The organism is Streptomyces sp. A2-16 (genome assembly GCF_018128905.1).
Taxonomy (GTDB): domain Bacteria; phylum Actinomycetota; class Actinomycetes; order Streptomycetales; family Streptomycetaceae; genus Streptomyces.
Genome location: NZ_CP063808.1, coordinates 774,391 through 790,163, shown reverse-complemented (window position 1 = coordinate 790,163; position 15,773 = coordinate 774,391). Strand labels below are relative to the sequence as shown.

Here is a 15,773-nt window from a genome sequence, read left to right as displayed (position 1 = left end):
CCAAGGTCAATAGGCGCGGCATGTGAATTCACCACTTGTTCCGGACATGTGCTCTCGCATACGTTCCCGGCCTGTCGGGCGGACGCCGAATCCTGCCACCGCCCGTACACCCACCGAGATCCAGGGCAGGAGCGGGGGAACCAGGTAGGTCGCCGTACCGGGCGTCTTCGGACATACCGGCACGGCTTGGGGTGAAGTCGCGTCTTTCGTGGGCGTGGCCGGGCAGCTCCCGCCCGAACCCGACAGCTCACCTCGCAGGCGACGGAGAGGAACTTCGCCATGCCCGCTGCCGCTCAGCACCGCGCTCCCCGCAGGAACCGTCTCGTCCGCAAGCTCGCCGTCGCCGGCACCGGAGTCGCCGTCCTCGCGCTCCCCCTCATCGGCGCGACCAGCGCGTCCGCGGCCACCCCGACCGTGCAGACCGCAACCACGCTCGGCTACCCCAACACCCTCGACGGCTGGATCCGGGCCTCCCTCGCCGTCATGGCGGAGCACGGGATTCCCGGCTCCTACGACGGTATCTACCGCAACGTCATCCGCGAGTCCTCCGGCAACCCCTGGGCCATCAACCTCTGGGACTCCAACGCGGCCGCCGGCACGCCCTCCAAGGGTCTGCTCCAGGTGATCGACCCGACCTTCAACGCGTACCACGTGGCGAACACCTCGTGGGACCCGTACGACCCGGTCGCCAACATCACCGCGGCCTGCAACTACGCGGCCCAGCGGTACGGGTCCATCGACAACGTGTGGGGCGCGTACTAGGCCGTATCAGCCCTGCGGAAACAGTCTTTCGAGGACGACGGCGACGCCGTCGTCCTCGTTCGACAGGGTCACCTCGTCGGCCACGGCCTTGAGTTCGGGATGGGCGTTGGCCATCGCCACGCCGTGGGCCGCCCAGTCGAACATGGGGATGTCGTTGGGCATGTCCCCGAAGGCGATCGTCACCTCGGGTCCCAGGCCCAGGTGTTCGGCGGCCAGCGCGAGGCCCGTCGCCTTGGTGATGCCGCATGGCTGGAGTTCGACGGTCCCGGGCCCCGACATGGTGACCGTCGTCAACAAACCCACCACCGAGCGGGCCGTGACCGCCAACTCGTCGTCCGACAGGTAGGGATGGCGCAGCAGGACCTTGCTGATCGGCTCGCACCACAGGTCGTCGCGCCGGTTGACCCGCACCGCGGGCAGCGTCGGATGGGGCATCAGATAGCCCGGTTCGATCAGGGTGAGCCCGTCCACACCGTCCTGGTCGACGGCCGCGTACACCTGCCCCACCTCGGCCTCGATCTTGCCGAGCGCGGTCTCGGCCAGCTCCCGGTCCAGGGTCACCGACCAGAGCAGACGGTCCGCGCCGGCGTCGTACACCTGCGCGCCCTGTCCGCACACCGCGAGCCCCGTGCTGCCGAGGTCGTCGAGGAGCGGCCGCACTCTGGGTGCCGGCCGCCCTGTCACCACGAGATGCCGGGCCCCACTCGCCGCCACCCTCGCGAGCGCGGCCAGCGACCGGTCGGAGAGGGTGTCGTCGGCACGGAGCAGCGTGCCGTCCAGGTCGGTGGCGATGAGTGAATATGCGGTGGAGGCGGCCATGATCAGAGAATACGGATGGTTGGCCCCTCCGACTCGACGCGAACCGGACGGCTGCTGCTTTCACATCCGTTGACGGCAGTTCCGGTTCCGGGGGCGCGGCGGTGCGGGCATGTCCCCTACGGTTCCGCCCGGTTGACGCGGCGAGCCGGGTACGGCCGGGAAGTGCGGGACGGACTGTGCCGGCGTGCCCCGTGACACGGTGACCGTTCGCGCCCCCGCCTGCCCTGTGCCGCCCGGCCGTCGAACCGTCCAGTCCGCGGAGCGCTACGCCGAGTCCCGCACCACCAGTTCCGTCGGAAGGATCACCCCGGCCGTGTCCTCGCCGGCGATCTGGGCCAGCAGCATGCGGACCATCTCGGCGCTGATGCGGTCGAAGGGCTGGCGCATGGTGGTCAGGGCGGGGGCGATGGCGGTCGCCGCCGGGGAGTCGTCGAAGCCGCCGACGGCGATGTCGTCCGGGACCGAGCGCCCGGCCTGCTGCAGGACCCCCACCACCCCCAGCGCCATGAGGTCCGAGGCGACGAACACCGCGTCCATGTCCGGGGCCTGGGCCAGCAGTCGGCGGGCCGCCCGTTCACCGCCGCTGCGCCGGAAGTCGCCCTCGACGACGAGTGCCGGGTCGTAGGGCAGCCCCGCCTCCGCGAGCACGTCCCGGTAGCCGGCGAGGCGGTCGGGGCCACCCGGCATGTCCAGCGGCCCGGTGACCATGCCGACGCGGCGGCGGCCGCCCGCGAGGAGATGGCGCACCATGTCCTGGGCGCCCTCCCGGTCGGCCGCGGCCACGTAGCTCACCTTGGTCCCGCGCCCGATCGGCTTGCCGCACACCACCAACGGGATCCCGGCGTCGTGGAGTTCGGCCGCGACCGGGTCACCGCTGTGGTTGGAGAGCAGCAGTACCCCGTCGACGTGCCCCGAGGTGATGTACCGGGTCAGACGGCGCCGGTCGTCGTCGCTCTCGGCGAGCATGAGCAGCAGCGGGATGTCGTGCTGGGCGAGCCGCTCGGTGCAACCGCGCAGCAGGATGTTGAAGTTGGGGTCCTCGAAGAACTTCTCCTGCGGTTCCGTCAGCAGGAACGCCACCGAGTCCGACCGGCCCGTACTGAGGCTCCGGGCATGCCGGTTGACCACGTACCCGGTCTTCCTGATGGCGGCCTCGACCGCTCGCCCGGCGGAGGGCGAGACGTAGTGGCCGCCGTTCAGGAAGCGGGAGACGGTGCCCCGCGAGACGCCCGCCTCCCGGGCCACGTCGTGGATGGTCGGTGGCTTGCGGCGTCCGTTCGCGCTGGTGGTCATGTTCCTCGTTCGTGAAGGTGGATCCGGGGCCTCAGGCCTTGACCGAGCCGCTCAGCAGGTCCAGGGACCAGAACCGCTGGATCACGAGGAAGAGCGCGATCAGCGGGAGGATCGCGAGCAGGCATCCGGTGATGACCAGGGTGTACAGGGCCGGCTGGGAGGCGCCCTGGGCGAGCAGGGTGTAGAGGCCGAGGGTGATCGGGAACTTCTCGTCGTCGGCCAGCATGACGAAGGGCAGCAGGAAGTTGTTCCAGATGCCGACGAACTGGAAGAGGAACACCGTGATCAGGCCCGGCATCATCATGGGTACGGCGATCCGCGAGAAGATCCTCCACTCGCTCGCGCCGTCCATGCGGGCCGCCTCCAGCAGCTCGGCGGGGACGGCCGCGGCCGCGTAGATGCGGACCAGGTAGACGCCGTAGGGCGACAGGATCGACGGCAGCAGCATCGACCAGTAGGAGTCGGCCATGCCGAGCTTCGACAGCAGCAGGTACTGCGGTACGGCCAGCACGATGGACGGCACCAGGACGCCGGCCAGGATCATCTTGAAGACGGCCTCACGGCCGCGGAAGGCGAACCGGCCGAGCGCGTAGCCGCCCGCGGCGGAGACCGCTGCGGAGAGCAGGGCGCCGAGACCGGCGTAGAAGGCGGAGTTGGCCATCCACCGCCAGAAGATGCCGTCCCGGTAGGCGGTCAGGTCGCTCAGGTTCTGGAGGAAGCCGGTGCCGGGGGCGAGGGTGAAGGTGGAGAAGAGCTCCGACCGGTCCTTGGTCGCCGCGACGACCACCCAGGCGATGGGGATCAGGCAGTACAGCGCGCCGAGGACGAGCACGATCGTGGGCACCCAGGCGGTGCGGCGCGCTTTCGCGGTGGTGTCGGCGGTGAGGGTGAGGGGGGTCATGCCCGGTCCTCCCGGGTGTAGCGGTCGGAGATGCGCAGCAGGGTGAAGGAGAGGACGAACGTGGCCAGGGCCAGGACGACCGCGGTGGCGGAGGCGCCGTAGATGTCGGACTGCAGGAAGGCCTTGTCGTAGATGGCCATGAGCGGGCTCCACGAGCTGGGCAGGCCGTTGGTGAGCGGCTTGAGGGCCATCGGCTCGGTGAAGACCTGGAGGGTGGCGATCACCGAGAAGAAGAAGGTGAGCACCAGGGACGGCATCACGATCGGGATCTTGATCCGCAGGGCGATCTTCAGGTCGGACGCGCCGTCGATCCTGGCCGCCTCGTAGATGTCCGGCGGGATGGCCCTGAGCGCGGTGTAGATGACGATCATGTTGAAGCCGGTGCCGCCCCAGACCGCGATGTTCGCGAAGGAGAGGTAGAGGTTGCCGCCGTCGAACAGGTCGGGCTGCGGGAGGCCGAACTTGTCGAGCAGGTAGTAGAAGGGGCTGACGTCCGGCAGGTAGAGGAAGCCCCACATGAGGGCGGCGATGATGCCCGGCACCGCGTAGGGCAGGAAGATCATCAGCCGGGCGAAGGGCGCGCTGCGGGCCTTCGGGGTGTCCAGCATCAGCGCGAACAGCAGCGCGAGGCCCAGCATGGTCGGGATGACGATGAGGCCGTAGCCGAAGGCGCGCAGGACGCTGTGCCCGAACTCCGAGTCCTTGAGGACGTCGGTGTAGTTGCCGATCCCGTTCCAGACCTGTGAGCGGGCGCCCTTGCCGAGGCCGATGCCCTTCACCTGAACCCTGTGCAGGCTCAGCCAGATCGCGTACCCGATGGGCACCACGGTGAAGGCGGCGAAGAGGGTGAGGGTGGGCACCAGGAACCAGTACGGTGCGCTGCGGCCACGGCGGCGGGGGCGGCTGGGGCGGACGGACTGGGCGGTGCCGGTGCCGTCCGCCAAGGGGCCGGCCTCGGTGAGGTCGGCGCCCTTGAGCGGAGCGCTGGTCATGCCTCGGTCACCTCGAAGCCCTGCTTCTTCATGTCGCCGAAGGTCTTCGACTGCATGGTGGCGAGGGCGGAGTCGAACTGGGCCTCCTTCTTCGCCTTGCTGGCCTTGCCGAAGGCGTCCTGGAAGGTGGTGTAGGCCGTGTTGACGTTGGGGCCCCAGGCCGCGGCGGCGGTGGTCGCGGCGATCTCCCCGGCGGTCGTGTAGAAGTCCGCCTGGTTGGGGAAGAACTCGGGCGTGGTCAGGACGTCGCCGGACTGGCCCTTCGTGGCCGCCGGGTAGATCGCGACCTCCTTGACCAGGGCGGCCAGCGCCTCCGGGTCGGTGTTCAGCCAGGTGGCGAACTTGGCGGCGGCCTCGGCGTGCTTGGAGTCGGTGGAGACACCGGTGGAGGAACCGCCCCAGCTGCCGGTGACGTTCTCGCCGGACTTCCACTGCGGCAGCGGGGCCATGCGCCACTTGCCCTTGGTGTCGGGGGCGGAGGAGACCAGCACACCGGGCGCCCAGACGGCGGAGACCCAGGCCAGGTGGGTGCCCTTGTTGAGGGCGTTGTTCCAGGCCGGGGTGTACATCGGCTGGTTGTCGATGACGCCCTCCTGCACGAGCCCGCCCCAGAACTCGGCGACCTGCTGGGTGGCCGCGTCGTCGATGCCGACGGTCCACTTGCCGGCCGAGTCGACGGTCCACCACTTGCCGCCGGCCTGCTGGGAGAGGCCCGCGAACAGACCGGGGTCGTTGGCGGAGAAGGTGGTCAAGTAGGCGTCCGGCACGGCCTTCTTGGCGGCGCGGGCGGTCTCGGCGAACTCCGTCCAGGTCTTCGGGACGGTCAGGCCGTGCTTCTTGAAGAGGTCCTCGCGGTAGTAGAACATCAGCGGTCCGGCATCCTGCGGGATCGCGTAGAGCGCGTCCGTGCCGAGGGTGACCATGCCCCACAGGCCCTCGGCGAACTGGGACTTGGTGCTGTCCGCGTACTTGGTGATGTCGGCCAGGACGTCGTTGGAGACCAGGGTCGGCAGGGACTGGTACTCGACCTGGATGAGGTCGGGGGCGTTGCCGGCCTTCTTCGCGGTGATCAGCTTGGAGACGATCTCGCCGCCGCTGGCCTGCTTGGACACGGTCACCGTGATGTCCGGGTTCTTCTTGTTCCAGATCGCGGCGACCTTCTCCATGTTCGGAGCCCACGACCAGTAGGTCAGCTTGACGGGCCCGCTGCTCTCGCCGGAGTCCTTGTCGTCGGAACCGCCGCAGGCGGCGAGGGTGCTGGTGAGGCCGAGGGCTGCGGCCCCGGCAAGGATGCTGCGCCTGCTGATCTGGCGGCGGTTGATCGACATCTTCATCTCCCCTGACTTGGAACCAGCCGGTCTCGAGACGTCGCGCGTTCGCGGCAACCGCCGTGGGGGGAGGTTCTGCGGACGTGACCGAGAGGCTGTGCGCGAGGGCCGCGCGGCTCTGTGATCGTGCACAGTAGAGAATTGTTTCGGCCCCTTGTCAATGGCGGGACGGTGCGGTTATCTACTTGTTGCCCGCCGATGACAGGGGTGAGGGGAGCTGTGCACGATCACAGAAAATGAGGGTTTTCTGGATCGTCAGGCGGTTCAGCGGCTCCCCTCGCCCCGTGCCCCCGGCCTCCGCCCGGACCGCTTCCCGGCCCTTTCCCGGCCCGACCCCGGGGGCTGAGGTCACCGCGGAGCGGGTATCCGTGTGACCGTCCGCGAAAGGACCCTTTGACATGCGCAGACGCAGTGTTCTCACCGCTGCCGGAGCCGCCGCGCTGGCCGTTCCCGTGCTGGGGGCCACCCAGGCCGTGGCCGCTCCGGTTGCCTCCGGCTCCGCCGGCGGTGGCCGCCTGCGGATCCGCGGCATCGACATCTCCTCGCTGCCGAAGAACGAGGACCACGGCGCCGTGTACCGCACCGCCGACGGCCACCGTCAGGACCCGATCCGCCTCATGGCCCGGGCCGGCGTCACCCACGCCCGCCTCAAGGTCTGGGTGAACCCCGCGGACGGCTACAACGACAAGGCGCACATCCTGCCGCTGGCCCGCCGCCTCAAGCGGGCCGGCGTCGGCATCTGGATCGACTTCCACTACTCCGACAACTGGGCCGACCCGGCCCACCAGACCAAGCCGGCCGCCTGGGCGGGCCTGGACGTGGCGGGGCTGACCAGGGCCGTGTACGACCACACGGCGGATGTGCTGGGCGCCCTGCGCAGGCAGGGAACCCCGGCTCAGCTGGTGCAGATCGGCAACGAGCTGAACGGCGGCCTGATCTGGCCGGAGGGCAACTGGGAGCACTTCGACAACATGACCGCCTTCCTCAAGGCAGGTCTGAGCGCGGCCCGCGACACCACCCCGCGCGTCCGCACGATCCTGCACCTGGCGAACGGCGGCGACAACGGGCTGTACCGCTGGTGGTTCGACAACGTGGTGTCGTACGGCGTCGACTTCGACATCATCGGGCTCTCGTACTACCCGTTCTGGCACGGCCCGGTCGCGGACGCGGCCGCCAACATGGCCGACATCACCGCGCGTTACGGCAAGCCGTGCGTGATCGCCGAGACGGCGTACCCGTTCACGCTGGAGAGTGAGGACGGCGTCAACGACATCATGAACAGCCCGTCCCAGCTGACCGACGGCTTCCCCGCCACCCCCGAGGGCCAGGCCGCGTGGCTGCGCGCGGTGGCCGACCTCGCCGCCGGGGTGCCGGGCGGGCAGGGTCTCGGCTACTGCTACTGGGAGGGCCTGTGGACCTACCGCGCGGGCAGCGGCTGGGACTCCACGGACCCGTCCTCGGGCAACGCGTGGGAGAACCTGGCGCTGTTCGACTTCGAGGACAGGGCGTTGCCGGGGCTGCGGACGCTGGGGCGCTATCGGTCGTAGGACGGGCGGCGGGACCGCGGGGGTGCGGAGCTGCGGAGCTGCGGAGCTGCGGAGATACGGAGATACGGAGCTGCGGAGCTGCGGAGATACGGAGCTGCGGAGATACGAGACCGCAGGGGCGTGGGGGTGCAGTGGGCTACACCCGCATAGGCGGGCCGGCTCCCTCGTGGCCGTGGGCGGGCGGCGGAATCGTGGACGGCGTCGAATCCCGCCCCGAGAAAGGGTTGGCCACAGCCATGCGCCGTAGCCTCACCGCCGCCACCGCCCTGACCGCCGTCGTCCTCACCGCCGTCCTCGCCACCGGCTGCGACCCCGACGGCGTGGACGACTCCCTGCACTGCGCGTCGAACGCCGACGCCATCGCCGACAGCCTGAAGGCCCTCCACGAGGGCGACTCCCTCGACACGGTCGAGAAGAACCTCGACACCATCGGGGACCGGACGTCCGGCGACTCGGACCACGAGGTCGAGAAGGCCGTCAAGGACCTCGACCAGGCCGTCGAGGACTACGACAAGGCCGTCCTCGACGGGGACACCTCCCCGGACGCGAGCAGGATCGACGCGGCGGCCGGCAGGCTGAAGGACCTCTGCGGCTCGTGAGGCTAGCCGTGCGCCGCCGCCAGGTGCCGGGCCAGCCTCGGTGAGGCGAACTCCGTGCCGCACACGAACCGCATCACCGGGCCGTAGGAGGCCGCCGCCGGCAGACCGGTGAAGTACAGACCCGGCACGGAGGAGACGTATCCGGCGCCGAGCCTGGGCGTGCCCCGGCTGACCGCGAGGGCGGTGCGCAGTTCGTGCCCGAGGAAGTCCATCGCGGCGAGGTCGACGCGGTAGCCGGTGGCCGCGATGACGTGGTCGGCCGCCAGACGGTCCCTGCGGCCGGTGTGGCCGAGCACTTCCAGGACCGGGTGACCGTCGGACACGTCCGCGGTGACGATCCGGTCCACCTCGGTGACCTGCACCTTGCCCTCGAAGCGGTCGCGCAGCCACCAGGCGCCGAGCGGGCCGAGAACCCGTCGGACCAGGTAATGGCGGACGCCGGCCGGGAGCCTGCGGTAGGGGTGCGGGTAGTAGGTCAGGGCCCACAGCGACCAGGCCCGTCCGAAGGGCGACTCGGGGCGCAGCCTCGGCTGCTTCCACGGCGGCGCTCCGAAGTCCACGCTGCCGCGTCCGCGGGCGACCACCCTGACGCGGGCGCCCGCCTCCGCCGCGAGGGCGGCCGTCTCCAGCGCGGACTGGCCGGCGCCGACGACGATCAGTTCCCTGCCGGAGTAGCGGGTGAGGTCGTGGTGCTGGGAGCTGTGGGAGACCGGGGCGGTGGGGGCGGGTCCGTCGGGTGCGGCGGCGGCCAGTTCCGGGGGCAGGTGGGAGAGCCCCGACAGGCCGGTGGCGACGACGACCGCGCGCGTGGTGAACGACTCCCCCGAGTCCAGCTTGAGTTGGAAGCCTCCCTGTTCGCTGCGGTCCACGGACACGACCCGCACCTGTTCCAGCTCGGGCACCAGCTTCTGCTGGAACCACCTGCCGTAGGCGATGAACGTCTCCACGGGGACGATGTCCTCGTCCGTCACCAGCCGCGGGATTCCGGCCGCGTCGCAGTAGTCGACGAGGGTGTGCCCGCGCTGGGGCGCGTCGAGGTTGGAGGCGGCCGGGGTCGACTTGAGGAGCATGCCCGCGGGCATGTGGTCGCGCCAGCTGACCATGGGGTCGCCGAAGACGCGTACGGGTATGCCGCGCGCCCGCAGATGGGCCGCGGTCGACAGGCCGAAGGGCCCGGCGCCGATGACTGCTACCGGATGGATCACGAAGTCCCTCCCCAGGACGTCACTTCGTCACTTCGTGGTGGTGCCGCTGTTCTTCCGGCCGTGGTCCCCCCGTGCGGTTCTTCCGGCCGTGTGCCGCTGGTCAGCCGGTCGCGTTGCCGCGGCGGCTGGTACGCCACAGTTGGTAGAGATGCTTCGCGCCGGGCCGTACGAAGCGGCCGAGCATGGTGAGGAACGGCAGCGGGTCGTCACCCGCGAGCCAGGCCAGCTCGGTCCCACTGGGCCGCGCCGGCGCGTGCGGGGTCGTATAGCCGCTGCGGCGGTAGGCGAGCAGGGCGGGCAGGTCGATGTTCTCCACGACATAGCGGCGGCCGGCCCGCTGTTCCCCCTCCGGAACAGCCCGCCCTGTGAGGTCCAGGTGCAGGGCGCGGACGACGTCCACCCCCGACTCGCTCTCGAAGAGCCGGAACTGGGCGCCCATGCGTGGGTTGAAGTCGAGCAGTTTGTACTGGCCGTCGCGCCGGTCGAAGCGCAGGTCGAGGTCGATGATGCCGGTGTAGCCGATCTGTTTGATGAAACGCGCGGCGAGATCCGCGAGTTCGGGGTTGTCGACGACGTACGCGTTGGCCGTCATGCCCGCGTGCGGCGGCCAGGAGCGCACCTTGACGCCGGTGAACAGGGCCAGCGGGCTGGAGTTGGCGTCGAAGTATGCGTGCACGATCCAGTCCTCGGCCTCCTCTCGGGGCAGGTACTCCTGGAGGATCACCCCGGGCCGCTCGCCCCAGTCACGGGCGAGGGCGAGCAGCCCTTCACGGGTGGCGATGCGCGTGGTGCCGTTCACCGCGGGCCGTCGGCGCCGCACGAACGCCTCGCGGTTCTTGGCCACCACCGGGAAGCGGGCCTTCTCGGCGAAGGCCACGACGTCGTCGTACGACTGCGGGAAGGCGGCCTCGGGGCTCGCGATCCCGTGTTCCACGCACAGTTCGTGCAGGCCCTGTTTGCTGGCCAGCCGACGGGTGAGGGCGGGCTCCACGCGCGGGAAGAGGAACCGGCCGAAGAGGTCGCTCTGGTGCTCGGCGATCAGGACCGCCGCCTCCTCGTCGGTCGGTACGAGGACGGCGGGGCGGCCGATGCGGCGCCCGATCCGAATCAGTCCCTCGACCAGCCGGCCCGGGTCCTCGGTGCCGGTCGTCGGCCAGACGAACGCGCGGGTGAGGTACCGGGAGGCAGCGGCGGGCGTGCAGCGGTCCTCCGTGATGGCGTACATGGGCACGCCGAGGCGGCCCAGGCTGCGGATCGCGCCGACTCCGCCGTGGTGCAGCGGGTAGTCGCCGAACTTGACGATCAGGGCCGGGACCTCGCGGTCGGCCTCGAACGGCACACTGCTCGCGTTTCTGGCCACGGTCCCCCCACGCGTCCCCCAACGGACGCGACCCCACCCATCCCGTCCGTGTCTCGCAAAGGACGCTAAGCCGGAATGGAAGCCTCCGACCGTCTCTTAACGGGACATTGCTAACTCTTTAGGCACATTGCTAGCTCTTTAGACACTCCCACGACCGGCGCCTCGGCCGTAACGTGTGGCGCGACCACCCGGACCGCAACGTGTGCCGCGACCAGCAGGTCGGCACGGCACGCGCGAGAGTGAGGCAGCACCCCATGCCCCCCTTCGATGTCCCCTTCGACGTGCCCGAGGGCGACCCCTTCGGCCCGCACAACCTTCCCTACGGCGTCTTCTCGCCCGCGGGCTCCACCGACCGGACCGTCGGCGTCCGGCTCGGCGACCATGTCCTCGACGCGGGTGCGGCCGCCGCCGCCCTCGGTTCCCCGTACGTGTCCCTGCTCGCCCGGCCCTCCTTGGGGCCGCTCCTCGCCGCCGGCCGCACGGCCTGGTCGGACGTGCGGCGCGCGCTGACCGGGTGGGTGACGGTGCCGGCGCACCAGGAGGCGATCGCGGGCTTCTTCCACCCGCTGTCGTCGGTCGACCTCCATCTGCCCTTCGAGGTCGCGGACTACGTCGACTTCTACGCCTCCGAGAACCACGCGCGCAACGTCGGCCGGATCTTCCGCCCCGACGCCGCGGACTCCCTGACCCCCAACTGGAAGCACCTGCCGATCGGTTATCACGGCCGCTCGGGCACGGTGGTGGTCTCGGGGACGGATGTCGTACGGCCGTCGGGGCAGCGGAAGGCCCCCACCGACGAGGCTCCCGTCTTCGGGCCGTCCGTGCGACTCGACATCGAGGCGGAGGTCGGCTTCGTGGTCGGGACGCCGTCGCAGCTGGGCCGGCCGGTCGGGCTCGGCGACTTCCGGGAGCACGTCTTCGGACTGTGCCTGCTCAACGACTGGTCGGCGCGGGACATCCAGGCCTGGGAGTACGTCCCCCTCGGCCCCTTCCTCGGCAAGTCCTTCGCCACGTCGGTGTCGGCGTGGATCACCCCGCTGGACGCGCTGGAGGACGCGCGGGTGGCCCCGCCGGAGCGGACCCACGCGCTGCTGCCGTACCTGGACGACACCGCTGCCGATGTCGAGCCGGGCGGCTACGACCTGCGGATCTCGGTCGCCATCAACGGTCACACGGTGTCCGAGCCGCCCTTCTCCACCATGTACTGGACGGCGGCCCAGCAGTTGGCGCACATGACGGTGAACGGTGCCTCGCTGCGCACCGGCGACCTGTACGGCTCCGGGACCGTGAGCGGGCCCTCGGAGGGCGAGCGGGGGTCGCTCCTGGAGCTGACCTGGAACGGGCGGGACGCGCTGGAACTCCCGGACGGCAAGCGGACGTTCCTCGAGGACGGGGACGTGGTGACGCTGTCGGCGTGGGCTCCCGGTCCGGACGGGGCCCGGGTGGGCCTGGGGGATGTCGTGGGACGGGTGGTGTCCCGGGACGTGTGAGGCGTTCGGAGCCGTCCGAGTCCTGCCGCGGGGCGCCGTGTCACGGCATACTGGCGGCGGGCGGCACACGTGGGACGACGTGCCGGCCGCCCCGCAGCACTTCACCGCACAGCCCCACCCTCCCCTGTCTCCGATCAGGATGCGGAGCCCGTGGCATGACTCTCTGCCTGCTCCTGCTGAGCACCGTCGCCGTTGCGGCCGCCGTGCCGGTGCCGCGCGCGCTCACCCGGGCCGCGTGGCCCGAACGGGAACCGGTGGTCGGGCTGTGGGTGTGGCAGTGCCTGGTCGCGACCGTGCTGCTGTGCTGTCTGACGGCGATGGTGCTCGGGGCGGCGGCGGTCTTCCACACGGTCCGCGACCATGTGTTCGCCCCGGCGCCGCCGGCCGTGACCGCGGCGTACGACCTCTCGGCCGCGCCGGTCTGGGCGGTCGCGACGACCCTCCTGCTGGCGGCCGGTGCCGCCTGGACCACGGCCATGCTGGCCCGCGAACTGGTCGAGGCCCGGCGGCGCCGCGGCCTGGCCCGTGAACATCTGCGGGAGCGCGCGCCCGATCTGCCGGCCGGGCTCGGCGCGGCGACCCGCGGTCCGCTGCTGGTGCTGGAGGACGAGTACCCGGACGCCTGGTGGATGCCGGGGAATCCGCCGCAGCTGATCGTGACGACCGGCGCGCTGCACCGGCTGACCGATCACCAGCTGGACGCGGTCCTCACCCATGAGCGCGGGCACGCGCGGGCCCGCCACGACTGGCTGCTGCATCTGTCGACCGCGCTGGCCACGGGGTTTCCGCGGGTGCCGCTGTTCGCCCACTTCTGCGACCAGACGCACCGGCTGGTGGAGCTGGCGGCGGACGACACGGCCTCGCGGCGGTGCGGACACCTGACGACGGCGCTGGCGCTGATCGAGCTGAACCAGCACCGCGGGGTGCTGTCGTGCGCGTCCAGTCATCGGTTGCTGGGTGAGCGGGTGGACCGGTTGCTGGAGCCGCCGCCGCGGTTGCTGCGCAGGCAGCGGGCGCTGACGTCCGCGACGGCTGCGCTGGTGCCGTTGCTGCCGTTGCTGATCGTTTTCGGGCCGGGGTTGTCGGCGCTGGCGTAGGACAGGTCGGTTCTCGGCCGCCAGGTGGCACATCTCCCCCACAGGCAAGAAACCGCAGGTCAGACTCCGTCGACTCCCGTGCGCGCCCTGGTCCCGGCGACGACGGACTCGGACGCGGACGCTGACGTCAGGGCGTATGCCGGACGGGCCTTGTGACGGGCCGTACGGCAGCTGCGGTCAGGGACGGCGGAAGGCCGCGCTCGGCACCGTGATCCGCACGGAGCGCGGCGCCGGCAGCCGGAGCCCTGCGGCGGCTACATCCAGTCGTCCTCGGGCTCCGGCTCCGCGTCCATCTCGGGCCAGTGGTCGGCGCCGGGATCCTCGTCGCCGGCCCGGTCCGGTGTCTTCGCCACCGCGCCGCCGCCGGACAGTTCGGCGAGCACCCCGACCACGCCCTCCCCGTAGGTCGCGAGCTTCTTCTCTCCGACCCCGCCGATGGAGCCGAGCTGCGTCACGGACGTGGGCCACACCGTGACGATCTCCCTGAGCGTGGCGTCGTGGAAGATGACGTAGGCCGGGACGCCCTGCTCACGGGCCTGCTCGGCGCGCCAGGCCCGCAGTGCCTCGAACGCCGGCACCAGTGCCTCGGGCAGCTCGGCCACCGCGGCCCTGGCCCTGCCCCGGCCGGACGAGGACGAGGAGCCCGACTTGGCGGTCGCGGGCTTCTTGGGCTCCTTGCGCAGCGGCACCTCCCGCTCCCGCCGCAGCACCGCCCCGCTCGCCTCGGTCAGCACGAGCGTGCCGTAGTCCCCCTCGACCGCGAGCAGCCCCTGGGCCAGCAGCTGCCGTACGACACCTCGCCATTCGCCCTCGGAGAGCTCCTCGCCGATGCCGAACACGGACAGCTGGTCGTGGTCGAACTGGATGACCTTGCCGGTGCGCTTGCCGAGCAGGATGTCGACGATCTGCACCGCCCCGAACTTCTGCCCGCGCTCCCGCTGCAACCGCACGATCGTGGACAGCACCTTCTGGGCCGCGACCGTGCCGTCCCAGGTCTCGGGCGGGGTGAGGCAGGTGTCGCAGTTGCCGCAGCCCGTCGGCTCCGGTTCCTGGCCGAAGTAGTTCAGGAGCTGTCCGCGCCTGCACTGCGCGGTCTCGCACAGCGCGAGCATGGACTCCAGGTGGGCGGCGGCCCGGCGCCGGAACGCCTCGTCGCCCTCGCTGGACTGGATCATCTTGCGCTGCTGAATGACGTCGTTCAGGCCGTAGGCCATCCAGGCCGTGGACGCGAGGCCGTCCCGTCCCGCGCGGCCCGTCTCCTGGTAGTAGCCCTCGACCGACTTGGGCAGGTCGAGGTGGGCCACGAAACGGACGTCCGGCTTGTCGATGCCCATGCCGAAGGCGATGGTCGCCACCACGACCAGGCCGTCCTCGCGCAGGAAGCGGGACTGGTGGGCGGCGCGGGTGCCCGCGTCCAGGCCCGCGTGGTACGGGACCGCCTCGATGCCGTTGCGGGAGAGGAACTCGGCCGTGGCCTCCACCGACTTGCGGGAGAGGCAGTAGACGATGCCCGCGTCGCCCGCGTGCTCCTCGCGCAGGAAGGCGAGCAGCTGCTTCTTGGGGTCGGCCTTGGGGACGATCCGGTACTGGATGTTGGGCCTGTCGAAGCTCGCCACGAAGTGCCGGGCCGTCGGCATGTTCAGCCGCTGGGTGATCTCCTCATGGGTGGCGCGCGTGGCCGTCGCGGTGAGCGCGATCCGCGGGACGTCCGGCCAGCGCTCGCCGAGCACCGACAGCGTCAGGTAGTCGGGGCGGAAGTCGTGGCCCCACTGGGAGACGCAGTGCGCCTCGTCGATGGCGAAGACGGCGATCTTGCCGCGGGAGAGGAGGTCCTGGGTGGCGTCGAGGCGCAGCCGCTCAGGCGCGAGGTAGAGCAGGTCGAGCTCCCCGGCCAGGAACTCGGCCTCCACCACACGGCGCTCGTCGAAGTCCTGCGTGGAGTTCATGAAGCCGGCGCGCACACCGAGCGCCCTGAGCGCGTCCACCTGGTCCTGCATCAGTGCGATGAGGGGGGAGACGACGATGCCCGTGCCTGGTCTGACCAAGGACGGAATCTGGTAGCAGAGCGACTTGCCGCCGCCGGTCGGCATGAGGACGACGGCGTCCCCGCCGGCCACCACATGCTCGATGATCTCTTCCTGCTCACCGCGGAAGGCGTCGTATCCGAAGACCCGGTGCAGCGTGGCCAGTGCCTCGCTGTCGCTCGCGTCCGGTGTCCCGGTGATCCCTGGCATCTCGCTGATACCGCCCATCCCGCGCATCGTCCCGTCCCCCGTACGTCGTCCCTCGACCACTGCCCCCACGATAGGGGCCGGGACCGACAGTGCCTGAGTTATCCACAGGCCGGGCCGGTGACGTTGTGTGATCCATCGATCGGCCG

The 15,773-nt window shown here is 70.8% G+C and carries 13 protein-coding genes and 1 riboswitch; of the genes, 5 read left to right on the top strand and 8 right to left on the bottom strand.

Translation table 11 applies throughout. The features are described 5' to 3' along the window. Positions 1-101: 101 nt before the first annotated feature. A riboswitch (cyclic di-AMP (ydaO/yuaA leader) is annotated at positions 102-274 on the top strand. Positions 275-279: 5 nt separating this feature from the next. Next, entirely contained in the window at positions 280-762 is a 483-nt protein-coding gene (locus IOD14_RS03750; RefSeq protein WP_123991049.1) for a transglycosylase SLT domain-containing protein, read from the top strand. A gap of 6 nt (positions 763-768) precedes the next feature. Here IOD14_RS03750 and IOD14_RS03745 read toward each other — a convergent pair whose 3' ends face one another. From IOD14_RS03745 to IOD14_RS03725, 5 genes are all read right to left on the bottom strand, one after another. Further along, positions 769-1,581, bottom strand: a complete 813-nt coding sequence (locus tag IOD14_RS03745; protein WP_123991048.1) for an HAD family hydrolase — start codon at positions 1,579-1,581, stop codon at positions 769-771. Positions 1,582-1,845: 264 nt separating this feature from the next. Beyond that, entirely contained in the window at positions 1,846-2,874 is a 1,029-nt protein-coding gene (locus tag IOD14_RS03740; protein ID WP_123991047.1) for a LacI family DNA-binding transcriptional regulator, read from the bottom strand. Between the two features lie 31 nt (positions 2,875-2,905). Continuing rightward, complete coding sequence (locus IOD14_RS03735) at positions 2,906-3,775, bottom strand: carbohydrate ABC transporter permease (protein ID WP_123991046.1); 870 nt, start codon at positions 3,773-3,775, stop codon at positions 2,906-2,908. Beyond that, a complete protein-coding gene (locus tag IOD14_RS03730) occupies positions 3,772-4,767 on the bottom strand; it encodes a sugar ABC transporter permease (RefSeq protein WP_123991045.1) in 996 nt (331 codons plus the stop codon). Before IOD14_RS03730 ends, IOD14_RS03735 begins: the two co-directional genes overlap by 4 nt. Further along, positions 4,764-6,101, bottom strand: a complete 1,338-nt coding sequence (locus IOD14_RS03725; RefSeq protein WP_123991044.1) for a sugar ABC transporter substrate-binding protein — start codon at positions 6,099-6,101, stop codon at positions 4,764-4,766. The genes IOD14_RS03730 and IOD14_RS03725 overlap by 4 nt, the downstream gene beginning before the upstream one ends. A 392-nt stretch (positions 6,102-6,493) precedes the next feature. Between IOD14_RS03725 and IOD14_RS03720 the strand changes: the two genes are divergently transcribed. Both IOD14_RS03720 and IOD14_RS03715 read left to right on the top strand, forming a co-directional pair. Then, on the top strand, positions 6,494-7,642 hold the full coding sequence (locus IOD14_RS03720; RefSeq protein WP_123991043.1) for an arabinogalactan endo-1,4-beta-galactosidase: 1,149 nt from the start codon (positions 6,494-6,496) through the stop codon (positions 7,640-7,642). A gap of 236 nt (positions 7,643-7,878) precedes the next feature. Continuing rightward, positions 7,879-8,241, top strand: a complete 363-nt coding sequence (locus IOD14_RS03715) for a hypothetical protein (protein WP_212669639.1) — start codon at positions 7,879-7,881, stop codon at positions 8,239-8,241. A gap of 2 nt (positions 8,242-8,243) precedes the next feature. Here IOD14_RS03715 and IOD14_RS03710 read toward each other — a convergent pair whose 3' ends face one another. Both IOD14_RS03710 and IOD14_RS03705 read right to left on the bottom strand, forming a co-directional pair. Continuing rightward, positions 8,244-9,446, bottom strand: a complete 1,203-nt coding sequence (locus IOD14_RS03710) for an FAD-dependent oxidoreductase (RefSeq protein WP_212669638.1) — start codon at positions 9,444-9,446, stop codon at positions 8,244-8,246. Between the two features lie 100 nt (positions 9,447-9,546). Then, on the bottom strand, positions 9,547-10,785 hold the full coding sequence (locus IOD14_RS03705; protein ID WP_123992814.1) for an ATP-grasp domain-containing protein: 1,239 nt from the start codon (positions 10,783-10,785) through the stop codon (positions 9,547-9,549). A 275-nt stretch (positions 10,786-11,060) separates the two neighbouring features. Between IOD14_RS03705 and fahA the strand changes: the two genes are divergently transcribed. After that, positions 11,061-12,296, top strand: coding sequence for a fumarylacetoacetase (gene fahA / locus IOD14_RS03700; protein WP_123991040.1), 1,236 nt, complete (start codon positions 11,061-11,063; stop codon positions 12,294-12,296). Between the two features lie 155 nt (positions 12,297-12,451). Beyond that, positions 12,452-13,393: a M56 family metallopeptidase gene (locus IOD14_RS03695; protein ID WP_123991039.1), complete on the top strand. Its 942-nt coding sequence runs from the start codon at positions 12,452-12,454 to the stop codon at positions 13,391-13,393. A gap of 254 nt (positions 13,394-13,647) precedes the next feature. Here the strand turns inward: IOD14_RS03695 and recQ are convergent, their stop codons facing one another. Then, the gene (gene recQ, locus IOD14_RS03690) at positions 13,648-15,627 is read right to left on the bottom strand and encodes a DNA helicase RecQ (RefSeq protein ID WP_249126242.1); all 1,980 of its coding nucleotides are present in this window, start codon (positions 15,625-15,627) and stop codon (positions 13,648-13,650) included. Positions 15,628-15,773: the final 146 nt, after the last annotated feature.

What these genes read in the sequence shown, in the direction of transcription:
- IOD14_RS03740 (WP_123991047.1), bottom strand. Translation starts at nt 2,874, where the DNA reads ATGACCACCAGCGCGAACGGACGCCGCAAGCCACCGACCATCCACGAC.
- fahA (WP_123991040.1), top strand. Translation starts at nt 11,061, where the DNA reads ATGCCCCCCTTCGATGTCCCCTTCGACGTGCCCGAGGGCGACCCCTTC.
- recQ (WP_249126242.1), bottom strand. Translation starts at nt 15,627, where the DNA reads ATGCCAGGGATCACCGGGACACCGGACGCGAGCGACAGCGAGGCACTG.
- IOD14_RS03730 (WP_123991045.1), bottom strand. Translation starts at nt 4,767, where the DNA reads ATGACCAGCGCTCCGCTCAAGGGCGCCGACCTCACCGAGGCCGGCCCC.
- IOD14_RS03750 (WP_123991049.1), top strand. Translation starts at nt 280, where the DNA reads ATGCCCGCTGCCGCTCAGCACCGCGCTCCCCGCAGGAACCGTCTCGTC.
- IOD14_RS03715 (WP_212669639.1), top strand. Translation starts at nt 7,879, where the DNA reads ATGCGCCGTAGCCTCACCGCCGCCACCGCCCTGACCGCCGTCGTCCTC.
- IOD14_RS03745 (WP_123991048.1), bottom strand. Translation starts at nt 1,581, where the DNA reads ATGGCCGCCTCCACCGCATATTCACTCATCGCCACCGACCTGGACGGC.
- IOD14_RS03735 (WP_123991046.1), bottom strand. Translation starts at nt 3,775, where the DNA reads ATGACCCCCCTCACCCTCACCGCCGACACCACCGCGAAAGCGCGCCGC.
- IOD14_RS03720 (WP_123991043.1), top strand. Translation starts at nt 6,494, where the DNA reads ATGCGCAGACGCAGTGTTCTCACCGCTGCCGGAGCCGCCGCGCTGGCC.
- IOD14_RS03725 (WP_123991044.1), bottom strand. Translation starts at nt 6,101, where the DNA reads ATGAAGATGTCGATCAACCGCCGCCAGATCAGCAGGCGCAGCATCCTT.
- IOD14_RS03695 (WP_123991039.1), top strand. Translation starts at nt 12,452, where the DNA reads ATGACTCTCTGCCTGCTCCTGCTGAGCACCGTCGCCGTTGCGGCCGCC.